The organism is Portibacter lacus (assembly GCF_021533215.1).
Lineage (GTDB): Bacteria > Bacteroidota > Bacteroidia > Chitinophagales > Saprospiraceae > Portibacter > Portibacter lacus.
Genome location: NZ_JAJNKA010000011.1, coordinates 168,358 through 187,227 on the forward strand (window position 1 = coordinate 168,358; position 18,870 = coordinate 187,227).

At 36.2% G+C, this 18,870-nt stretch carries 20 protein-coding genes and 1 tRNA gene; 7 read left to right on the forward strand and 14 right to left on the reverse strand.

Annotation, left to right across the window (positions count from 1 at the left end):
• Window positions 1-640 precede the first annotated feature (640 nt).
• The gene (locus L2586_RS17880) at window positions 641-979 is read right to left on the reverse strand and encodes a TraR/DksA family transcriptional regulator (protein WP_235294308.1); all 339 of its coding nucleotides are present in this window, start codon (window positions 977-979) and stop codon (window positions 641-643) included.
• A gap of 104 nt (window positions 980-1,083) precedes the next feature.
• Between L2586_RS17880 and L2586_RS17885 the strand changes: the two genes are divergently transcribed.
• From L2586_RS17885 to L2586_RS17900, 4 genes are read left to right on the forward strand one after another with little or no spacing between them, the layout of a single operon-like run.
• Window positions 1,084-1,449, forward strand: coding sequence for a hypothetical protein (locus L2586_RS17885; RefSeq protein ID WP_235294309.1), 366 nt, complete (start codon window positions 1,084-1,086; stop codon window positions 1,447-1,449).
• Window positions 1,450-1,488: 39 nt separating this feature from the next.
• The gene (scpB, locus tag L2586_RS17890) at window positions 1,489-2,070 is read left to right on the forward strand and encodes an SMC-Scp complex subunit ScpB (RefSeq protein ID WP_235294310.1); all 582 of its coding nucleotides are present in this window, start codon (window positions 1,489-1,491) and stop codon (window positions 2,068-2,070) included.
• Complete coding sequence (locus tag L2586_RS17895) at window positions 2,067-2,597, forward strand: DUF2480 family protein (RefSeq protein ID WP_235294311.1); 531 nt, start codon at window positions 2,067-2,069, stop codon at window positions 2,595-2,597. The genes scpB and L2586_RS17895 overlap by 4 nt, the downstream gene beginning before the upstream one ends.
• Window positions 2,598-2,630: 33 nt before the next feature.
• On the forward strand, window positions 2,631-3,581 hold the full coding sequence (locus tag L2586_RS17900) for a lytic transglycosylase domain-containing protein (RefSeq protein WP_235294312.1): 951 nt from the start codon (window positions 2,631-2,633) through the stop codon (window positions 3,579-3,581).
• 446 nt (window positions 3,582-4,027) lie between these two features.
• On the opposite strand, the gene L2586_RS17905 is transcribed toward L2586_RS17900, so the two are convergent.
• Window positions 4,028-4,101 (reverse strand) — tRNA-Ile (locus L2586_RS17905).
• Window positions 4,102-4,532: 431 nt separating this feature from the next.
• On the opposite strand from L2586_RS17905, the gene L2586_RS17910 reads away from it, so the two are divergent.
• Both L2586_RS17910 and L2586_RS17915 read left to right on the forward strand, forming a co-directional pair.
• Window positions 4,533-5,426 (forward strand): hypothetical protein, encoded by an 894-nt coding sequence (locus L2586_RS17910; RefSeq protein ID WP_235294313.1) that lies wholly within the window; start codon window positions 4,533-4,535, stop codon window positions 5,424-5,426.
• Window positions 5,427-5,498: 72 nt separating this feature from the next.
• Window positions 5,499-5,957, forward strand: a complete 459-nt coding sequence (locus L2586_RS17915) for a YciI family protein (RefSeq protein WP_235294314.1) — start codon at window positions 5,499-5,501, stop codon at window positions 5,955-5,957.
• Window positions 5,958-6,047: 90 nt separating this feature from the next.
• Here L2586_RS17915 and L2586_RS17920 read toward each other — a convergent pair whose 3' ends face one another.
• The 9 genes from L2586_RS17920 to rpsF form a co-directional block, all read right to left on the reverse strand.
• Entirely contained in the window at window positions 6,048-6,260 is a 213-nt protein-coding gene (locus L2586_RS17920) for a hypothetical protein (RefSeq protein WP_235294315.1), read from the reverse strand.
• A 315-nt stretch (window positions 6,261-6,575) separates the two neighbouring features.
• Window positions 6,576-8,234 (reverse strand): ribonuclease Y, encoded by a 1,659-nt coding sequence (gene rny / locus L2586_RS17925; RefSeq protein WP_348535568.1) that lies wholly within the window; start codon window positions 8,232-8,234, stop codon window positions 6,576-6,578.
• Between the two features lie 102 nt (window positions 8,235-8,336).
• The gene (locus L2586_RS17930; protein WP_235294317.1) at window positions 8,337-8,615 is read right to left on the reverse strand and encodes a cell division protein ZapA; all 279 of its coding nucleotides are present in this window, start codon (window positions 8,613-8,615) and stop codon (window positions 8,337-8,339) included.
• Between the two features lie 7 nt (window positions 8,616-8,622).
• Window positions 8,623-8,910 (reverse strand): hypothetical protein, encoded by a 288-nt coding sequence (locus L2586_RS17935; RefSeq protein WP_235294318.1) that lies wholly within the window; start codon window positions 8,908-8,910, stop codon window positions 8,623-8,625.
• 54 nt (window positions 8,911-8,964) lie between these two features.
• Window positions 8,965-11,400, reverse strand: coding sequence for a phenylalanine--tRNA ligase subunit beta (pheT, locus tag L2586_RS17940; RefSeq protein WP_235294319.1), 2,436 nt, complete (start codon window positions 11,398-11,400; stop codon window positions 8,965-8,967).
• Window positions 11,401-11,663: 263 nt separating this feature from the next.
• Window positions 11,664-12,350 (reverse strand): aquaporin Z, encoded by a 687-nt coding sequence (gene aqpZ, locus L2586_RS17945; RefSeq protein ID WP_235294320.1) that lies wholly within the window; start codon window positions 12,348-12,350, stop codon window positions 11,664-11,666.
• Window positions 12,351-12,519: 169 nt separating this feature from the next.
• Entirely contained in the window at window positions 12,520-12,969 is a 450-nt protein-coding gene (gene rplI / locus L2586_RS17950) for a 50S ribosomal protein L9 (protein ID WP_235294321.1), read from the reverse strand.
• 26 nt (window positions 12,970-12,995) lie between these two features.
• The gene (gene rpsR / locus L2586_RS17955; protein ID WP_235294322.1) at window positions 12,996-13,262 is read right to left on the reverse strand and encodes a 30S ribosomal protein S18; all 267 of its coding nucleotides are present in this window, start codon (window positions 13,260-13,262) and stop codon (window positions 12,996-12,998) included.
• A gap of 27 nt (window positions 13,263-13,289) precedes the next feature.
• Window positions 13,290-13,784: a 30S ribosomal protein S6 gene (rpsF, locus tag L2586_RS17960; RefSeq protein WP_235294323.1), complete on the reverse strand. Its 495-nt coding sequence runs from the start codon at window positions 13,782-13,784 to the stop codon at window positions 13,290-13,292.
• Window positions 13,785-14,119: 335 nt separating this feature from the next.
• Between rpsF and L2586_RS17965 the strand changes: the two genes are divergently transcribed.
• Complete coding sequence (locus L2586_RS17965; protein ID WP_235294324.1) at window positions 14,120-15,328, forward strand: ADP-ribosylglycohydrolase family protein; 1,209 nt, start codon at window positions 14,120-14,122, stop codon at window positions 15,326-15,328.
• A 353-nt stretch (window positions 15,329-15,681) separates the two neighbouring features.
• On the opposite strand, the gene L2586_RS17970 is transcribed toward L2586_RS17965, so the two are convergent.
• The 3 genes from L2586_RS17970 to L2586_RS17980 form a co-directional block, all read right to left on the reverse strand.
• Window positions 15,682-16,305 (reverse strand): PKD domain-containing protein, encoded by a 624-nt coding sequence (locus tag L2586_RS17970; protein WP_235294325.1) that lies wholly within the window; start codon window positions 16,303-16,305, stop codon window positions 15,682-15,684.
• A 294-nt stretch (window positions 16,306-16,599) separates the two neighbouring features.
• Window positions 16,600-17,217 carry a hypothetical protein gene (locus L2586_RS17975; protein ID WP_235294326.1) on the reverse strand — a complete coding sequence of 206 codons (618 nt, stop codon included), beginning with the start codon at window positions 17,215-17,217 and terminating at the stop codon, window positions 16,600-16,602.
• A 67-nt stretch (window positions 17,218-17,284) separates the two neighbouring features.
• Window positions 17,285-18,844 carry a YifB family Mg chelatase-like AAA ATPase gene (locus L2586_RS17980; RefSeq protein ID WP_235294327.1) on the reverse strand — a complete coding sequence of 520 codons (1,560 nt, stop codon included), beginning with the start codon at window positions 18,842-18,844 and terminating at the stop codon, window positions 17,285-17,287.
• Between the last annotated feature and the right edge of the window lie 26 nt (window positions 18,845-18,870).

The window sequence follows — 18,870 nt, forward strand, 5'->3', positions numbered from 1 at the left end:
GGAAAATAAAGACGATTTAAAAATATTTTAAAATAATTTATTTTTAAATGTGACTTTTTGAAAGTGTACCGTCTTAAAGGTGTAATTAGATAATAAGATAAAGATCTTATAAAAAAAATAAAGCTCGCTTACTAGCGGGCAAAGAATTGTTTTCAATTGGTTTTTTGGGGTTATGCAGGGTGTCACGTTCTTACGTCGGCGCCCTGTTCTTATTCTAGGAAGTATGAACTCACAGAACATGTGTTTTTTAGAAGGTAGCAATAGTTCGATTCACGTCATTTCGGACTTCAAAAATTGAGGTCACATAAAAAAATGAAAATAACTCAACTTTTTTTTATTGCACTGAAAGGACCATTATCAAAGGGTTTCGGAGACATTTAGGTTTGAATTTGAAAATTTATTTTACTTTTTTTTGAAAAGATTGTGACCTTTTGAAAAGTGTGCGTCTTAAAGATGTAATTAAGTAATAAGATAAAGATTTTATAAAAAATAAAGCTCGCTAGTTCGCGGGCAAAGAATTGTTTTCAATTGGTTTTTTGGGGTTATGCAGGGATCGTCGAACCGTCGAGGATACCCTGTTTTTTTTTGCCCAATTTCTTTTTTGAGGCGTAGATTTACTAATCCAGTCTCATTTTCTTATTTAGTGTCTAGCTGCACACCTCACACATTGGTCACTTTCTGGCATATACATAAGTCTCTTCGGTTGGATTTCATTTTTGCAATAAGTACAAATCCCGAAATTTTCATTATCAATATTAGATAGCGCAGTTTTTAATTTAGCAAGTTTTTTTCTTGTATTGCGCAATGATGCTTCCATAACGCTCTTGTTATTAATTGCATCCATTCGGCTAATTCGGCCGAGCGAGTTCTCTGGTTTTACAGGCTGGGTATTGTTTTCCATGTTAATAATATCAAGCTGAGCCTTTTCGACCATAGCAATAATTTTGCTTTTGAGCAATAATTTCTCTTTTTGTTCCATAAAACAGCAAGTATTTGACATAAATTAAACAATTTTTTTTCGTTATAAGAATAATAAGCTAAATTTAGAGAGCTTACTTACACTAATTACTAAATACTACACCTATGAGTCAACTAGATTGGACTTACGTCGATGACTATGGGGAAAAGTACAATGTTGGAATCGTTCATGTTGCTCCAAATGGCCACGTTGTGGTTAATTGTAACAACAAAATAATGATTATCGATTTTAATGTACTCCGAACTAAAACATACTCCTTCTTTTTAGGGCCAGAACTCTGCGAGCTTAATGTTAAGCGAGAGAAAGAAAACTTTTCTTATGGATTAACCATTAATGAGGAAGCAGATACGCCGTTAAACGAATTACGAAGGAAGTATCGGAAGAGAGATCTGATGTACACATTGTTGATTTTTTCCTTACTATTAGCCTCTGTTTTCGTGTTTAGCTATACCTTTTTAACCATTATGTGATATTGAATTTATAACTTTGATAGTTATAAAGCATAAGAATTGGATAGGTTAGATTTACATGTTGAGAGTTTAATATTTGCGACTGATGTACCCATCAGCGCCGAAATGATAAAGAAATGCCTGGATCGATTATTGGTCCAGGATTTTGATATTGGGGAAATCCACCAAGCTATTTTTCGATTAACTGAGAAATATAATGCAGATTCATTTGCGTTCGGTATCGATGAAATAGATGGTGCATTCGCATTTATGAGCAAACCTGCATATCATGCAACAGTAGGATCGTTACTGAAAGAGAAATCTAATTCTAAGTTAACTAAGGTGGCCATGGAAACTTTAAGCATTATAGCTTATAAGCAACCGGTAACGAAGACTTTTATAGAAAGTATCAGAGGTGTAAATAGTGACTACACCGTTCAGAAATTATTAGAAAAAGAATTAATAGAGTTGGCAGGTAGAGCTGAAGGGCCAGGAAAGCCACTACTATATAGAACGAGCGCTAAGTTCATGGATTACTTTGGGCTTAAGTCAGCTAAAGATCTACCGACTTTAAAAGAATTTAATCAATCAGAGGAGACGATCGGTCAACCATCCTCGATAGAAATTGTTGAAGAAGAATGACAGAAGATAAACCATTAATAAATCGAGTAGCTAATTCAGGGCTTATTAACTTTAATTTGGAGGATCATTATCCAGCGAATGAGTTTTATGTATTTGATCTGAAAGATTATCTATTCATGGAATTGATCTTGAAGGAAAAAGATTTCAGAACATCACTGATGGAATTTGATTGGTCAGTGGTTCAGGACAAGATTGTATTGGTGTTATGCTCTACGGATGCAATCATTCCTGTGTGGGCTTACATGCTGGTGAGTGCTTATGCTGAAGAATACGGAGCGCAAATATTTCAGGGAACCCAAACTGAGTATTTAAAATATTATTATCAAAAATTAATTGATAGTATAAATGGCGAAGAATATAAAGATCAACGCGTCGTTATAAAGGGATGTAGTAATAAAGAAGTGCCACCTTCAGCTTACGCGGCAATTACTAGAAAGCTAAAACCCTTTGCTCAAAGTATCATGTACGGTGAACCATGTAGCACAGTTCCGATCTTTAAGCGGCCTAGGGTTTTAAAGAAAGCATAATTTTCTTTAACTTAGACTAAATTTAACAAGGCTATGAATCGATTATTCACATTACTATCCGTTGTTTCTGGATTGGTTTTCACTTCTATGATATTTATTTCCTATACTTCTACGTCTGATGAGGCGGATAATAAGCCGTCGAAAGTAGTAGAAGCAAGTTCAAGCGAAAGTGTAGCTCCAGAAGGTCTGCCTCAAGTAATCAAGGCTGCTGATTTAACAAAGACTTATACATTTGCTGGTGAAGTTCTGCCGCTTGATAATTTTGATGCGGTTGAACGATTCGATAGAGAATTAATGGTGAATTCTTACTGGCAATCTAATACTTTGTTAAATATTAAGCGAGCTAATCGTTTTTTTCCAACGATGGAAAGAATTTTAGCAGAAAATGGAGTCCCAGATGATTTCAAATACCTAGCAGTTGCTGAAAGTAATTTGATGAATGCGGTTTCTCCATCCGGTGCGAGAGGTTTTTGGCAATTCATGAAGCTTTCGGGAAAAGAGTATGGTTTAGAAATAAATGATGAAGTAGATGAAAGATACCATTTAGAGAAAAGTACCCAGGCGGCATGTGAATATATCAAATGGTTGAAAAGTAAATTTGGAACATGGTTTGACGCTGCAGCTGCTTATAATGTGGGACCTACACGTTACAAATCATTACTCGCATCACAAGATCAAGAGCATTACTTTGATCTGAATCTGAATTCAGAAACGAGCAGATATGTTTTCCGATTAATGGCCATTAAAGAAATTATGTCTAATCCAAGCATGTATGGCTTCTATCTTGAACCGTCGGATATGTACAAGCCATTCGAAAATGTTTATCAAGTTGAAATTTCTAAATCTGTTCCGAGCTGGTCTAAATTTGCAGAAGAGCATGGTATTTCTTATCGTATTCTAAAGGTTTATAATCCTTGGTTGAGAGATAAGAAATTAACGGTTATGAAGAACAAATACTTGGTAACAATTCCGAAAGAGTCGTAGAAGATGGATTAGTATAGTTTAGAGTTTATAGGTCAATGTTTAAAGTGATAAATGGACTTGTAAGCTTGAAATAAAATGGAGAGGCTGCTAAGCCATTTTCTAGTTTAAAGTTTATAGGTCAATGTTTAAAGTTTTTTCAATAACAAATGGACTAGTAAGCTCGAAATGTAATGAAGAGAGTGCTAAGCCATGTTCTAGTTTAGAGTTTTTTAGGTCAATGTTTAGTGATAAATGGACTTGTAAGCTTGAAATTAAATGGAGAGAGTGCTAAGCCATGTTCTAGTTTAAAGTTTTATAGGTCAAAGTTTAAAGATTTTTAAATAATGTAGAGAAGCCTCGACATTTATACCGAACTCTATCTAATGCTCATCCTAATGGGACGAGGCCCTATATTGATTATAAAATTAAAAACGCCTTGTAAATCAATGATTTACAAGGCGTTTAAGTGGACCCACAGGGACTTGAACCCCGGGCCACCTGATTATGAGTCAGGTGCTCTAACCAGCTGAGCTATAGGTCCGAGTTATGCCTTCACAAGCAAAAGTTGCTTATAAAGCGGTGCAAATTTAATAATTTGAAGGAATAATAAGGAAATAATTAGTTTTTTTTTATTTGAGGTAATCGAATTCCAGTTAATTTTGAGTTTTGAAAGGAAAATTGAATTTATAATTATATTGCTGAAATAAGCGATGTTACATAAAGATAATTTTAGTACCTCTGTTTACCTATCTAATAAAGATTAAAATAGAAATGCTGTAATTAAGACTTTCGCATTTGTTTATAAATAAAATTTGCTTCATAAATCTGGTCGGTAATCTAGTTAAAAATTGACATAAAAATTAAAAAATGATCGAACTGTCAAGTACTTTTCATATCACGTCAATTCAAATATTCAGCATAGGGTAGAGGAGTCAGTACTTGTCTTCTTTTTAGATCAAACACCTTTATACCATGGATCTATTGAAAAAATACCTACCTATCCTAGGGGCAGTAGTAGCTACCCTTAGTATGAATGCTCAGTATTCCTATATTCCGAACGATCTGGAACTTTTAGAGCGGATGAATGTGAAGCAAGAGCGTATTCGATACTCCGAAAGATTAGGAGATACTTCTGTTTTTGAGACAAATATATTCGATGAAAATGCCAATTTGATTGAGTACAAGAGCAAAGAGAATATGCCTATTCAAGCAAAAATTATATTTCATTATGACGAAAATAATTTCTGCTATAGGGAAGATTACTATCGAAATCATATCCTCTATCAATACAAAGAAATCAACAGGACTCCTTTAAAGCAAGTGGAACGATACTACAGTGTGACTGGTGAGTATAAGGGCTTGCAGCAAACGACCTACTTCAACGAAGATGGTAAAGAAGAAAAGTTGATTATTAAGAGAAAGGGACACCCAAAAGTGACGAGAAAGTACTTTTATCATGATAATGGAAATCTGAAACAAATCTGGGTTAAGAAAGATGGCAAACCGACGATCGCCAATTTTGATCTGAATGGAGATAGAATAGGGGAGGAACAGAAAAAGGAGGTTCCAAGAAAAGTTCTTGCCTATCATGAAGATGGGGCCGTGAAAATAGATACGCGCATCTTTACCGTGACAGATATACTTCCAGATGAGATTATAAAAGTGGGAAAAGGATATCAAGATGAGTATAGTATGGAAATGTATACGTATTACCTTCCGAATGGACTCAATGAAATGACTCAAATATGTATCGAAGATAAGCTGATGTACACCTACTTTTCTGATTACACCTTTCATGAAACAGAAGCTCCCCTTGAACCATTTATTGAAAAAGAAGTAAATATCTCAACATCCTCCTTAGAGTAGAGCATAAGAATTATTTCCACACTCCTTAGAAATTTATTAAATTGGATGTATAGGAAATGAAAATAATCGCTTATGAGATCTATGATAATGTATTTTGGAATGCTATTAATTAGCCTTGGATTAAATGCACAAAACGATAATCCGAAATATGATGCAGAGCTCGCGGCTGCTTTAGGTGCCGATGATTATGGGATGAAGACTTATGTGTTTGTCATTCTGAAAACGGGAGATAATACTTCGAAAGATGAAGAAAAGAGAAATACCAGTTTTGCAGGGCATATGAAGAATATTTCGCAATTGGTGAAAGAAGATAAGTTAGTTATTGCAGGTCCGATGCTGAAAAACGATAAAAACTATCGTGGCATCTTTATTCTAAATGTTGACAATCTAGAAGCTGCTGAGGATTTACTTGCAACTGATCCAGCCATCAAAGATGGATATATTGCTTACGAAATGTATCCTTGGTATGGTTCTGCAGCGATATCCGAATATCTAGAAGCTTCAGATAAAGTTTGGAAAATTAAGCCCTAACTTATAAGCATATGAATAAAGGGACTCAATGCAGAAAATGCATTAGAATTTGATGGCAAACTTATCTATTATAAAAATTTCCTTGGCGAATTAATTCGAAAGCGACATTTTAGAAACCTGGCAGTCTTTGCAATCTTTGATTTCTCCGAAATAGGTTTCCCTGTATTTGTGCAGGGTTTTAAATGGAATCCCTAAGATAGTTTTTTTGATGTAGGTAACTTTAGTAAGCAGAACTCCCATTTTAGGGTGGTATCTGGTTTCTAGTTTTCTTCTTCTTTTAACGGATAATATTCTAAGTATCAAAAGCTATAATTTTATTAAAAAAATGGATTATGAAAGATATTCTTAACACGAATCCAATGTTTATCAAGCCGCAAAGGTACAAAAATTTAATGGATTAGCTTTTAGACCACGGTTTCTAGGTAGAATTAGACTATTAATGCAGTTATTAGCAAGCAGGAAGAATTCGCTAATAATCGGACAAGGGATTGCATTTGCATTGAAAATGGCAAGATTTCACCATACATGCTCTTGCTGAATTCCAAGGTCTTGAGAGACCAAAAAAAAGACCCGAAACATTGCTGCATCGGGTCTTATATATTTTAAATCTGTAAGATTCTATCTTGCGTAAGCCACCGCTCTTTTTTCTCTGATAACCGTCACTTTCACTTGACCAGGATATTGCATTTCATCCTGAATCTTCTGAGAAATCATAAATGATAAGTCATCTGCAAATGCATCCGTTACTTTATCACTTTCTACGATTACTCTAAGTTCTCTTCCTGCCTGAAGTGCATATGCTTTCTGTACACCATCATATTCCATTGCTAGATCTTCTAACTCAGTAATACGTTTCAAGTAACTTTCTAGAATTTCTCTTCTTGCTCCCGGTCTCGCTCCAGATATAGCATCACATGCTTGAACGATCGGTGCAATAATGTTATTCATTTCTACCTCGTCATGGTGAGCACCTACAGCGTTACAGATGATATCACTCTCTTTATGCTTCTCACATAACTGCATTCCTAAGATTGCGTGTGATAATTCTGATTCCTCTTCTGCTACCTTTCCGATATCGTGGAGCAATCCTCCTCTCTTTGCCATTTTAACTTGCTTAGGACTCATTCCTAATTCAGAAGCCATAATTGCGCATAAGTGAGCTGTCTCGATTGAGTGCTTTAATAGATTCTGACCATATGAGGATCTAAATCTCATTCTACCGACCATTTTCACTAAGTAAGGGTGAAGACCGTGAATATCAAGATCAATTACAGTTCTTTCTCCTATTTCTACGATCTGTTCGTCTAATTGCTTTCTAACCTTAGCAACAACTTCTTCGATCTTAGTTGGGTGAATTCTTCCATCAGCAACTAATCTCTTCAGTGCTAATCGACAGATTTCTCTTCTGATTGGATCAAAACTAGAAATGATAATCGCTTCTGGAGTATCGTCAACAACGATCTCAGCTCCAGTAGCTGCTTCTAGCGCTCTAATATTTCGCCCTTCTCTTCCTATAATCTGACCTTTGATATCGTCTGATTCTAGATTGAAAACAGAAACAGTATTCTCAATGGTATATTCAGCACACATTCTTTGTATAGACTGAATAACTATTTTCTTAGCTTCTTTGTTGGCAGTTAATTGAGCCTGAGAGATCACATCTTTTTGTAAAGCCATTGCATCGGTTTCAGCTTTCGCTTTTACGGCTTCTAATAATTGCTCTTTCGCTTCTGCTTCTGAAAGTTTAGCGACTGATTCCAGTGCTTTGATATGATGTTCATTCGCTTTATCCAGTTGTTCTTTCTTAGTAGAAACTATTTTTAATTGTTTCTCAAGATTGGTACGAATATTCTCTATTTCCTGTTCTTTACTTTCGATGTTTTCTAATTTGTCATCAAAAGATTGTTGTTTCTTGGCTATTTCTTTTTCCTTCTCTTTAATTTCTAGTCCAAGTTCTTTTAACTCAAGTATTTGTTGATTCTTCTTTGCATCTAGATCAGATTTTAAAGCAGCAAATTTGTCTTTAGCTTCTCTAATCTTCTTTTGCTTGATGTCTTCGTTTTTAGATTCTGCTCGTGATACGATTTTTTCAGCTTTCGTTTCTGCTTCATCTATTTTTCTCTTAGCAGTAATATCTGCTTCCTTTAATGTCAGATCTGCTTTCTTATTGGCTTCTTCTATTTTACCTAAACTGCCTCGTTTAACAGTAAAGTATACAGCAAGAAAACCAACTACGGCCCCAACTACGAGTCCTATAACTAATCCCATCATGTCCATATGTTCTTAATTTAAAAATGATTAATACCGTTCACCTTCGTGACGGCTTTATGTAGAAGTGAAAATCCTACAGGATTACACTTCATTAAGAACAGCAAAATTTTAATCTAGGAGCGCTTCTATTTCATCTAACTTACTACCTAATACTCTAACTTCATCAGGCTTTTGAGCCTTCTGTAGTTCATAGGCGTAAGAAATAATTGCCAGACTCATATAATCACGAATGTCTTTTCCTTCGTACGACAACTGTAAATCATTGATTTTGTCATTAATATCTTTTTCAATGCTCCGCATAATCGGCTCTTCAGCATCGTTGACTTTGACAGGATATGTTCTTCCCGCAATCGTTAGAATGATTCGTTTCAATTTCTCTTCAGACATCTCTTTTCTATGTTCGTAATAAATCGATAACTTGATCTATTTCACTTACATGAGCTTCTATTTTATTTCTAAATTCTTTTTTCTGATCAGGGTTTAGCTGATTAGAGTTAGATTCTTTATGGTTAGCTTTATTTTCTAGCTCGTTAATTATTACTTTTTGCTGTTTAAGCTTTTCAACTAAATTTTTATTCTCTTCTTTATAATATGCATTTTCCTTTTCCAGCATTTCTAATCGAGTTTTTAGCTGCTTAACTTTTAACTCAATATTACTTGCCTTTTTTAAAAGTGCTTGCATAGTTCAAATATATTAATTTATTATCAAATAATTATGCCAATGATTTTCAGTTGGTTATTTCCGAATGAAAGCTCCTAAGTTTTTTTCGAATTTATCCATCATCGATTTCATTACTTTATCTACTTCTTTATCTTTTAATGTCTTGTCTAATTCTTGAAACTCGAAACTTACTGCATACGATTTCTTGCCTTCTCCTAATTGCTCATCGTTTTTATAAACGTCGAATAAATTGACCTCCTTCAAAATCCGCTTATCCGTCTTTTTTGCAATCGATTCAACATCGCTGAATTTAACATGATCTCCTACTACTAGCGCTAAGTCTCTTCTCACCTTAGGATATTTGCTGATTACAGAACTCTGTATTTTGTTCTTTGCTCCAGCTTTAACCACTTCATTCCAGTCCAATTCCCCGAATACAACTTCTTGCTTAACACCCATTTTTCCAGATAGTTTTGGATGTAAGACGCCGATCTCTGCAATGACTTTCGGTCCTCGGTGATACTTGATACCGTATAAGTAATGTTCATTTTCAATTTCTGATACTTGAAAAGAATTTACACCTAAAGATTCAAGGAGTTGATTAACTGCTGATTTAACATAATAAAAGCCTTGGTTCTCAATTTTCGCACTGTACATCCAAGATTCCTTATACAAGGAACCAGAAAGCGTTATACTTAATTGTTCTTTCTCCTTTATTTCTTCGCCCTCTTTCCAATAAACTCTTCCGAACTCAAACAACTTAAGATCATTAACCTGTCTATTGACATTATATTCCACAGCTTCAAGTGCACTATGCACCATGTCAGCACGCATTACATTAAGGTGAATATTCGAAGTGTTATTGATGTAAACCAACTTGTCTTGCTCCGAAGCTTCGTAATATTTTGCTTGATTAAGCGATACCGCCATCATTTCATTAAAACCAAATCCACAAAGCAGATCAGCCGCTTTATTACGGAGTGCTGGCTTATTAGGCTTTGGCTTGTAAGAAATATTACTGACTACTTTTTCAGGAATAGAAACTTTATTGAATCCGTAAATTCTTAAGACTTCTTCTATCACATCTGCTTCACGAAGTACATCAGCCTTATTCGTAGGTATTTTTACAATAATGCTATCATCATTTTCACTAATAATGTCAATGTGAAGTGCTTCAAGGATATTATTTACATTCTCTCTTGAAATATCGTCACCGATCAGTCGGTTGATATTAGAATATTTAACTGGAATTTCCTTTGGCTCTATTTTTTGAGGATAAAGGTCAATGATCTCTGAAGCGATTTTTGCGTCTGCATATTCGACCATTAGTTGAGCTGCTCTCTTTAACGCTGTTACGGTTGAGTTAGGATTGCTTCCCTTTTCGAAAGTCACCGCCGCATCTGTTCTTAGAAGATGTCTAGTGCTGGTTTTTCGAATCGATTTCGGATTAAAATACGCACTTTCTAAAAAGATGCTCTTTGTAGTATCAGAAACACCTGAATCTAGACCTCCAAAGACACCTCCTATACACATACCTTGATCATTTCCATCACAAATCATGACATCCTCCGGATGAAGTGTTCTTTCTTTTCCATCTAGATCTACGAAGGTAGCTCCTTCAGCAAGCGTTTGAACCTTGATATGGTTTCCTGCTATTTTTTCAGCATCAAAGGCATGTAATGGTTGTCCCATTTCATGTAGAACAAAATTAGTGATATCTACAACATTGTTTTTCGGATTGATGCCGATCGCCTTTAGATTATTTTTCAACCAATCTGGAGATTCCTTGATGACTATATTTTCAATTTTTACTCCTGAATATCGAGGAGCTCCATTTTCATCTATAAGGCTAACTTTAATTCCTCCATCACCGCTACCTTCCTTAAACGCAGAAAAGTCTGGATATGTAATTTTACCATCATGATCTGTATTCACTTTCAGATATGCTGCTAAATCCTCTGCAACACCGATATGAGAAGTTGCATCAGAACGATTAGGCGTTAATCCTATTTCATACACAATATCATTATTGATTTCAAATAATTCTTTAGCCCATTGGCCGACTTTTGTATCTTCAGGGAGGACCATGATTCCATCGTGACTTTCTCCTAGTCCGACTTCATCTTCGGCACAAATCATTCCGTTAGAAACTTCGCCTCGGATCTTGCCAGCTTTGATTTTCCAAGCTTCTCCGTCAGGAGCATATAGTGTAGTTCCTACCGTTGCAACTAATACTTTCTGGTTTTTAGCTACATTCGGAGCACCGCAAACGATTTGGATTGCTTCTGCTTCACCGATGTCTACTTTCGTAAGGGAAAGTTTATCAGCGTTAGGATGTTTTCCGCATTCAATTACATGACCGACTTTGATTCCTTCGAGACCACCTTTTATCGTTTCAATTTCCTCCATTCCTTCTACCTCAAGCCCTATAGCTGTTAGAATTTCAGAGATTTCCTCAGGACTTTGTTCAAGGATAATATATTGCTTAAGCCAATTGAGAGATATCTTCATTTACTTGTTTATCGTGTTATATTTTTCCTAAAGGTTAAGTATCAATTCTAACCTCTAAAAACTAAAAGCCCCAAAGATAAGAATGTTACTAATGAAACCTGCATTGTTACGCCCAAAAATAAATGGGTAGTCAATTGCTAGTCTAAAGACTTGATAAATAGAAAAAAACTGCTTGCAGGATAATAGAGCAAGCAGTTAATAATCATAGGAAATTGCAATATTTTATAGATAGTTAAGCGCTTACAATGCGCTGCGTTAAATAACTATTCTTTTTCAGTTGAAATGAATTTGTAGACGACTCCAGCAAGGATGGCTCCAGCAATAGGTGCTACCCAGAAGAGCCACAGCTGACCTAGTGCCCAGTCTCCAGCAAATAATGCTTGACTAGTACTTCTTGCAGGATTTACAGATGTATTGGTTACAGGTATACTGATGAGGTGTATTAAGGTCAGACATAAACCAATTGCAATACCAGCAAGTCCTGCCGGTGCCTTGGGGTATGTGGAACCTAGAATAATAAATAGAAAAAAGAAAGTAAGCACAAATTCTGTTATTAATGCTGCTAGCATGCTGTATCCAGCGGGAGAATGTTCTCCATAGCCATTAGCTGCGAAGTCTCCTACTTCATAACCGACTTTTCCTGAAGCAATTAAATATAGTGTTGCTGCTCCAGCGATACCTCCTAAAAGTTGAGCGCCAATGTAACCCAATAAATCTTTTCCTTCGAATCGACCTCCGACCCATAATCCAATAGAGACAGCAGGGTTAAGATGGCAACCTGAAATATGGCCGATGGCATAGGCCATTGTTAGAACAGTAAGACCAAAAGCTAATGAAACACCTACGAAGCCAATACCTAATTCTGGGTAAGCAGCTGCTAGAATAGCACTACCACATCCACCAAGTACTAACCAAAATGTTCCGAAGAATTCTGCGATTAATTTTTTCATTGTTTTAAGTTTCGTTTAACAATATTTCTTCTTTGGACTAGAAAAGAATATAAAAGTCACAAAAAACCTAAAAATGAGGATGATCATGTTGTAGATTCGGGTTGGAACCAAACAAAAAAAAGCCACTCAGAAATGAGTGGCTTTGTATCTTATAAGTAAGTGAGATTTATTAATCTGCTTTTACTACTTCAAAGTCAACTTTCGCATCTACTTGAGGATGTAAGTTTAGAACAGCAGTATATTTTCCTAAAGTTTTAATGTCTTCAGGAAGAACAATTCTTCTTCTTTCTACATCAACATCCTGCTCTTCTTTAAGCTTATTAGCTATCTGAAGATTAGTTACACTACCGAAGATTTTACCAGAAGTTCCTGATTTTGCAGGAATAGTAAGGGTAACATCTTTAAGTTTTTGCGCTATTTCTTGGAATTCACTTAATCGTGCAGCACGTTCTGCTTCTTCCTTAGCGATGATGTCGTTTAATTTACCTTTGTTCTGAGCATTAGCGATAAGGCCAAGCCCACGCGGGATAAGATAGTTTCTACCGTAACCATTTTTCACAGTTACAATTGAATGCTTATCTCCCAGGTTATCTATATCTGTTAATAATATTATATTCATTTCTAAGTATTTTTTTAGTTAAGCAATTACTTAAAAAGATCAGTTACATAAGGAAGCATTGCTAGGTGTCTAGACCTTTTGATAGCTACTGCTACTTTTTTCTGATATTTTAAAGAGTTTCCAGAAATTCTTCTAGGAAGAATTTTTCCTTGTTCATTAATAAACTGAGCTAAAAAATCTGGATCTTTATAATCGATGTGCTTGATTCCAAATTTTCTAAATCTACAGTACTTTTTACGCTGCTTCCCGATGTTCGGGTTACTTAGAAATTTTATATCGTCTCTATTTGCCATGATTCGAATCTTTAATAAATGATAAAATTATTCCTCTTCTGTCTTAGTGACAGCAGGTGGAACAGGAGGTTTAGTTGGAACTGGTGCTGGAGCTTTAGCTTTTGATGCAGCAACAGCTTCAGTAGGAGCAGCAGATCTAGAAGGCTTACGGCCATCTTTCTTATCTTTTTTGTCCTTCTTGGTAATCTTACCAATTTTACCTTCTCTTTTATCTTCGTTATATTTCACGCCGTATTTGTCTAATGCAACAGTTAAGAATCTCATGATTCTTTCGTCTCTTCGCATTGACAATTCTAGATTTGAAATGATAGCACCGCTTTCGATTTCAAATTCTAAGCTGTAATAGATCCCTGAAGATCTTCTGTTTATAGGATACGCTAACTGGCGTAATCCCATCTCATCCATGTTTACGATTTTTCCACCGCCGTCTTTAACGAGGTCTTCGTATGTCTGAGCTGTCCCTTTAATTTCATCGCTGGACAGTACTGGATCAACGATGAAAGTTACTTCATAATTTCGCATTAATAAAGTTTAATTTTTAAATATTGTTTAAAATGGAGCGCAAAGATAGTATTTTTATAATCTTTTGCAAACGAAGTTGTTTAAAAAACATATTATTAATTTCTTCACATGTCATTGATTCTCAATATTTCACCTTTTTTTAGATCCGTCCGCTGTCTAGCGGATGAATCTCAAAAAACGCATCATTGTGTGAATCAAGCCTATCCGCCGCAATGCTATGGAAGGCGGGCACATGCAAATAATCTGAACATTTGTTATTAAAACAACTTCAATAATAACTTGCTCTAATGCATAGACTTATCTACTTATTTCTAATAATTTTACCATTTTCGTGTATGAAAAAGGCTGAAATCAATATTCCCGTACCTAATCCGACTAGCTATGATATGGCGAACACACCACTTACGGAAGATGTATTTTATGATAAAATACTTGGCGCACTGGTCGGTTCGGCCATCGGTGATGCGATGGGAGCACCTACAGAGATGTGGGATAGAAACGATATCCAGGCGAAATTTGGTTTTGTAAATGGCTTGACACCTGTTATAAGAGAAAAAAGCCCAGAAGGTACTTGGCAACATAATATGATTTCCGGATCTACGACTGATGATACCCGATGGAAAATGTTAGTAGGTCAATATTTGATCGAGAATAAGGGGGAAATGTCTCCGGATTCATTTGCCAAATTTATTGTTACTTATTATCAATCATTGCTCAAGGGATTAAGTAACAAAGAAGTTCTCAACTCAACGGATGTGTTGGAAGATGAAATGGAAAAGGTGGATTGGATTAAAGAATGGGCGCGAGTTGCCTTGGTTTATGGAAAGGATGAAGTCGAATATGCAGCGGCGCAGAATAGATTTTATGGAGGTGAAATGGCATGTGGTGGTTTGCTTTATTCGCCAATGTTTGGATTAACTGCCACAAGTTCAGAAAAGGCCTATCGAACAGCATTCGAGCATTCCTTTTTTGATATTGGTTATGCACGAGATCTTTCAGCATTGGCATCGGTGATGACGAATTTGGCATTATATCATGAATCCATTGATACTATACTGACGGAAACGTTTAAGGTTGACCCTTTTAAATACAAAGAAAGTCGCTTAATAGGACGATTGTCTTATAATATGGCGATGGAGGCGAAAGGAATTGTCCAAGCACCTATAGAAGTAGAACAAGATCAAATATTCGATACACCACCTTTAAATTTTAAAGGAAGTCCAGAGGATTGGTATCGACTCAATAATATTTATGATAGACTCTCTTCCACCCAGCGATCTATTGCCTTTCATGCAGGAGAAATCTGGCAGATACTTATTGCGGGCTTGACTTATGGTGATGGCGATATTCTAAAAACCATGCAATTCATTGTAAACTATGGTCGAGATAATGATACCGTCGCAGCAATTGCGGGTATGATTTTAGGTGCAAAGGTTGGGTTCACAGGATTGCCTGTGGAAATTAGAGACGAAGTTGTAAGAGTAAGTAAGGATGTAATGGGTATAGACTTAAAAGAACTTGCTAAGAAGTTGGTGAAGAATTAAAGTGTCAAGTATAGCTTGTAAAAGATTCTGGTTTTACTCGAATACTTAATCTTGAATAATATTCTCATCTGAGTAAACCACGTCATGTTCTAGCTCTAATCATTAATAAAAACGCTCTTGGTTTTGTTTACTTTGTATTTCTTTACCAAAGTAGTAGACGAGAATTTATAACAATGGACGATTTTGAATATTACTCAAATAGCTGAAGATTTTGCAATTTTCTTGTTGTAAAAATATTGTGCGGTGAAAATGAAGAACAATAGTAATAGAATAATTAGGCCCCATTCTCCCATGACTGGGACAGCAACATTAACCTGTAATGTGGCTGACGCTGACCCACTATTTCCCGCATCTTAGGTTAGATCGCTGGTTGTGTTAACAAAGGCGCCAGTAACAGTTGCTGTTACATCTACCATGATTTCACATGATGAATTTGCTCCGACATCCCCACCTGAATAAGATATACTTGTAGAACCTAGAGCAGCGATTATAGATCCTCCTATGCAAGTTGAGGAAATATTTGGAACAGCGCTGACCTGAAGACCTGCAGGCAGATTATCCACAAAGGATAAATTGGCTGAAGTAGCGTTGGAGATGGAATTGTCTATCGTAAATATTAAAGTGGTGGATTGCCCCTCAGATATCATCGGTGGATCAAAAGCTTTGCTGAAAATAGGAACAGGAGGCAATATGGAGACAGTTTGACAAGTGGAGTCTGAACCAAAATTATTTGCTACGGTCAAACAAGTCGTATAATTTCCATACGCGCCAAATGTATGCGTAACATTTTGCTGAGTGGATGTATTACCATCTCCAAAATCCCACAACCAAGTAGTAGGTGACTCTGTTGAAAGGTCTGTAAAATCTACTGATTGATTATTCACAACAAAGGAAAATACTGACTCAGGCATTTGACCTTGAAGAGAGGAACTAGAGAGCCCAAGAATTAAAATTACTAAGACTAAAACATGTTTCATGGTGATGATTTTTGAGATATGGCAAAGGTATCAAAATAAACTGAAGGATATTTACTTTTCTCTTGCTTGCTTCGGCAAGTTAGGTATAGTTGAGTTTGTTATTGTTACGCAAATGTTTGAGGCGTCTTCTTTAAATAAATAACTTTCATACCACCGAGCCGGAGGAATGAAAGGATCGTTGAACTGGGTGATTGTGAGATATTTTGTTTCCGGAGCATTATGGTGAATATGCTTATGAGTTTTATAAATAGCTCGGCGATCTTTCCGCTTCGCTCCTAGCTCAACGATCTATCGCTAATTTCTTCGGTAATTTTCTTTATAATCATGATGTAATAGAAAGAATTGTTCTTTCCCACCAAGAAATTCTAACATTTCATTCTTAGCTATTTGTGTGTTAACTTCATTGGCATAAGCGTTATAAGAACAAAATTGCCAATACCTATAATTATTTGTTATTCCATGATGTATAGGATTGTGGTGAACATAACAAAGGAGTTGCGAAAGCCTTGTATGGGACTTTATCAAAACTCTCTTAGTACCTTGCTTAAAGAGCTGTCCCATTCTTTTATATCTTTTATTAAAAGATAATGTATATCCACTTAGCATCCTAGAGAGTTGGCTTTCTAGGAATTTATTCAAAGATACCTGACCATTTATTAACTCTCTTGAGCAAGAAGTTTGCTCGCTTTCAATTTGAACTAAATTAATTTCTAGAACACGAATCAAGAAATGAAAATGATTTGGCATCAGGCAGTAAGAGTATCCTTTCATGTAAGGGCACATATACTTTCTGAATCTACTTAGGAATCTATCATAATCTTGTTTTGGCTTAAATAATAATTCATTACCAACAACTTTGTTGTATAGATGATAGTAATCACCTTCTTGAAAAATATCTCTTTGATATCGCATAATTTTTATTTATAAATTAGCTCGCCGATCCCTGCACTCAGTTTCGGCTCGACGATCTGATGTTTGATCACCCTGCCCAGCCCTCACGATCCAAGCTCCGATATTGTATCGCTTCACTGAGATGGAAAGTGTTAATGTGTTCCGATCCTTCTATATCGGCTACCGTGCGAGCCACTTTTAAGATTCGATCATATGCCCGAGCGGAAAGCTGTAGCTTTTCCATCGCTTTTTTCAAGAGTATCATTTCCGCATCTCCTAACTTACATTCCTTTCTGACCATTCTAGAAGTCATCTGGGAATTAGAAAAAATATTGTCTGCCTTTCTAAATCTGCGGTTCTGGATTTGTCTTGCTTTTAAAACTCTTGCTGTGATTTCTGCACTCGTCCCACTACAAGTCGTATTCTTCTCGCTTAATTCATCATAGGAAACTGGTGTCACTTCCACGTGAAGATCTATTCGATCCAGCAAAGGACCCGAGATTTTATTGAGATATTTTTTCACAACTCCTGGACCACAGACACATTCTTTGTCTGGATGATTATAGTATCCACAAGGACATGGGTTCATAGAAGCGATCAACATAAAACTAGAAGGGTAGTCAACAGAAATTTTAGCTCTAGAGATGGTGACTTTTCGTTCTTCCATAGGTTGACGCATTACTTCAAGAACTGTTCTTTTGAATTCTGGAAGTTCATCAAGAAATAGAACACCATTGTGAGCCAATGATATTTCACCTGGTTTCGGATTAGATCCTCCGCCTACCAATGCAACATCGCTTATCGTATGATGAGGTGACCGAAAGGGTCGGGTCTTAACTAACGCCTCGTTATCGCCTAACCTCCCAGCCACCGAATGTATTTTTGTTGTTTCTAATGCCTCATGCAAATTCAAAGGAGGCAAAATAGAAGGCATTCTTCTTGCTAACATGGTCTTCCCTGCTCCAGGAGGCCCGATTAGTATAACATTGTGACCCCCAGCTGCTGCAAGTTCTAATGCGCGTTTTATATTTCTTTGTCCTCGGACATCTGAAAAGTCCATTTCAGCATTTTGACATGCGATATTAAAGTCTTGTCTAGTATCATAGAATAATGGTTCTTTAGACTGTCCATTTTGAAAGAATTCAATTGCTTCTTGCAAGGTTTCGATTCCATAGACATTTAATTTATTGACAATGGCAGCTTCCTTTGCATTTTGTTTCGGAAGAATGATTCCTTTGTATCCATCATTTCTCGCTTGAATGGCTATTGGTAATGCACCTTTTATGGGTCTAAGGCTTCCATCTAATGACAGTTCGCCCATGATCATGTAATCGCTTAAGCTGCTACCATCTATTTGATTTGTACTGGCCAGAATTCCTAAAGCTATAGGCAAGTCAAAAGAAGAGCCCTCTTTCTTAATGTCTGCTGGTGCTAAATTGACAATGAGCTTAACCCTTGGCATTCGGCGACCAATATTCTTTATGGCTGCTTCTACTCTTTGGAATCCTTCGCGAACTGCACTGTCTGGGAGACCAACTAAATAATACAACCCTTTTCCAGCGGCAGAAGTCCCTCCAGCATTTACTTCTACGGTAATGGTTCTAGCCTCTACACCATGAACAGCCCCTGCATACGTCTTGATTAACATTGATAAAAAGTTTATTCAATGTACTA

What these genes read in the sequence shown, in the direction of transcription:
- L2586_RS17880 (WP_235294308.1), bottom strand. Translation starts at nt 979, where the DNA reads ATGGAACAAAAAGAGAAATTATTGCTCAAAAGCAAAATTATTGCTATG.
- L2586_RS17885 (WP_235294309.1), top strand. Translation starts at nt 1,084, where the DNA reads ATGAGTCAACTAGATTGGACTTACGTCGATGACTATGGGGAAAAGTAC.
- L2586_RS17895 (WP_235294311.1), top strand. Translation starts at nt 2,067, where the DNA reads ATGACAGAAGATAAACCATTAATAAATCGAGTAGCTAATTCAGGGCTT.
- L2586_RS17900 (WP_235294312.1), top strand. Translation starts at nt 2,631, where the DNA reads ATGAATCGATTATTCACATTACTATCCGTTGTTTCTGGATTGGTTTTC.
- L2586_RS17910 (WP_235294313.1), top strand. Translation starts at nt 4,533, where the DNA reads ATGGATCTATTGAAAAAATACCTACCTATCCTAGGGGCAGTAGTAGCT.
- L2586_RS17915 (WP_235294314.1), top strand. Translation starts at nt 5,499, where the DNA reads ATGAGATCTATGATAATGTATTTTGGAATGCTATTAATTAGCCTTGGA.
- rny (WP_348535568.1), bottom strand. Translation starts at nt 8,234, where the DNA reads ATGGACATGATGGGATTAGTTATAGGACTCGTAGTTGGGGCCGTAGTT.
- L2586_RS17930 (WP_235294317.1), bottom strand. Translation starts at nt 8,615, where the DNA reads ATGTCTGAAGAGAAATTGAAACGAATCATTCTAACGATTGCGGGAAGA.
- L2586_RS17935 (WP_235294318.1), bottom strand. Translation starts at nt 8,910, where the DNA reads ATGCAAGCACTTTTAAAAAAGGCAAGTAATATTGAGTTAAAAGTTAAG.
- pheT (WP_235294319.1), bottom strand. Translation starts at nt 11,400, where the DNA reads ATGAAGATATCTCTCAATTGGCTTAAGCAATATATTATCCTTGAACAA.
- aqpZ (WP_235294320.1), bottom strand. Translation starts at nt 12,350, where the DNA reads ATGAAAAAATTAATCGCAGAATTCTTCGGAACATTTTGGTTAGTACTT.
- rplI (WP_235294321.1), bottom strand. Translation starts at nt 12,969, where the DNA reads ATGAATATAATATTATTAACAGATATAGATAACCTGGGAGATAAGCAT.
- rpsR (WP_235294322.1), bottom strand. Translation starts at nt 13,262, where the DNA reads ATGGCAAATAGAGACGATATAAAATTTCTAAGTAACCCGAACATCGGG.
- rpsF (WP_235294323.1), bottom strand. Translation starts at nt 13,784, where the DNA reads ATGCGAAATTATGAAGTAACTTTCATCGTTGATCCAGTACTGTCCAGC.
- L2586_RS17965 (WP_235294324.1), top strand. Translation starts at nt 14,120, where the DNA reads ATGAAAAAGGCTGAAATCAATATTCCCGTACCTAATCCGACTAGCTAT.
- L2586_RS17970 (WP_235294325.1), bottom strand. Translation starts at nt 16,305, where the DNA reads ATGAAACATGTTTTAGTCTTAGTAATTTTAATTCTTGGGCTCTCTAGT.
- L2586_RS17975 (WP_235294326.1), bottom strand. Translation starts at nt 17,217, where the DNA reads ATGCGATATCAAAGAGATATTTTTCAAGAAGGTGATTACTATCATCTA.
- L2586_RS17980 (WP_235294327.1), bottom strand. Translation starts at nt 18,844, where the DNA reads ATGTTAATCAAGACGTATGCAGGGGCTGTTCATGGTGTAGAGGCTAGA.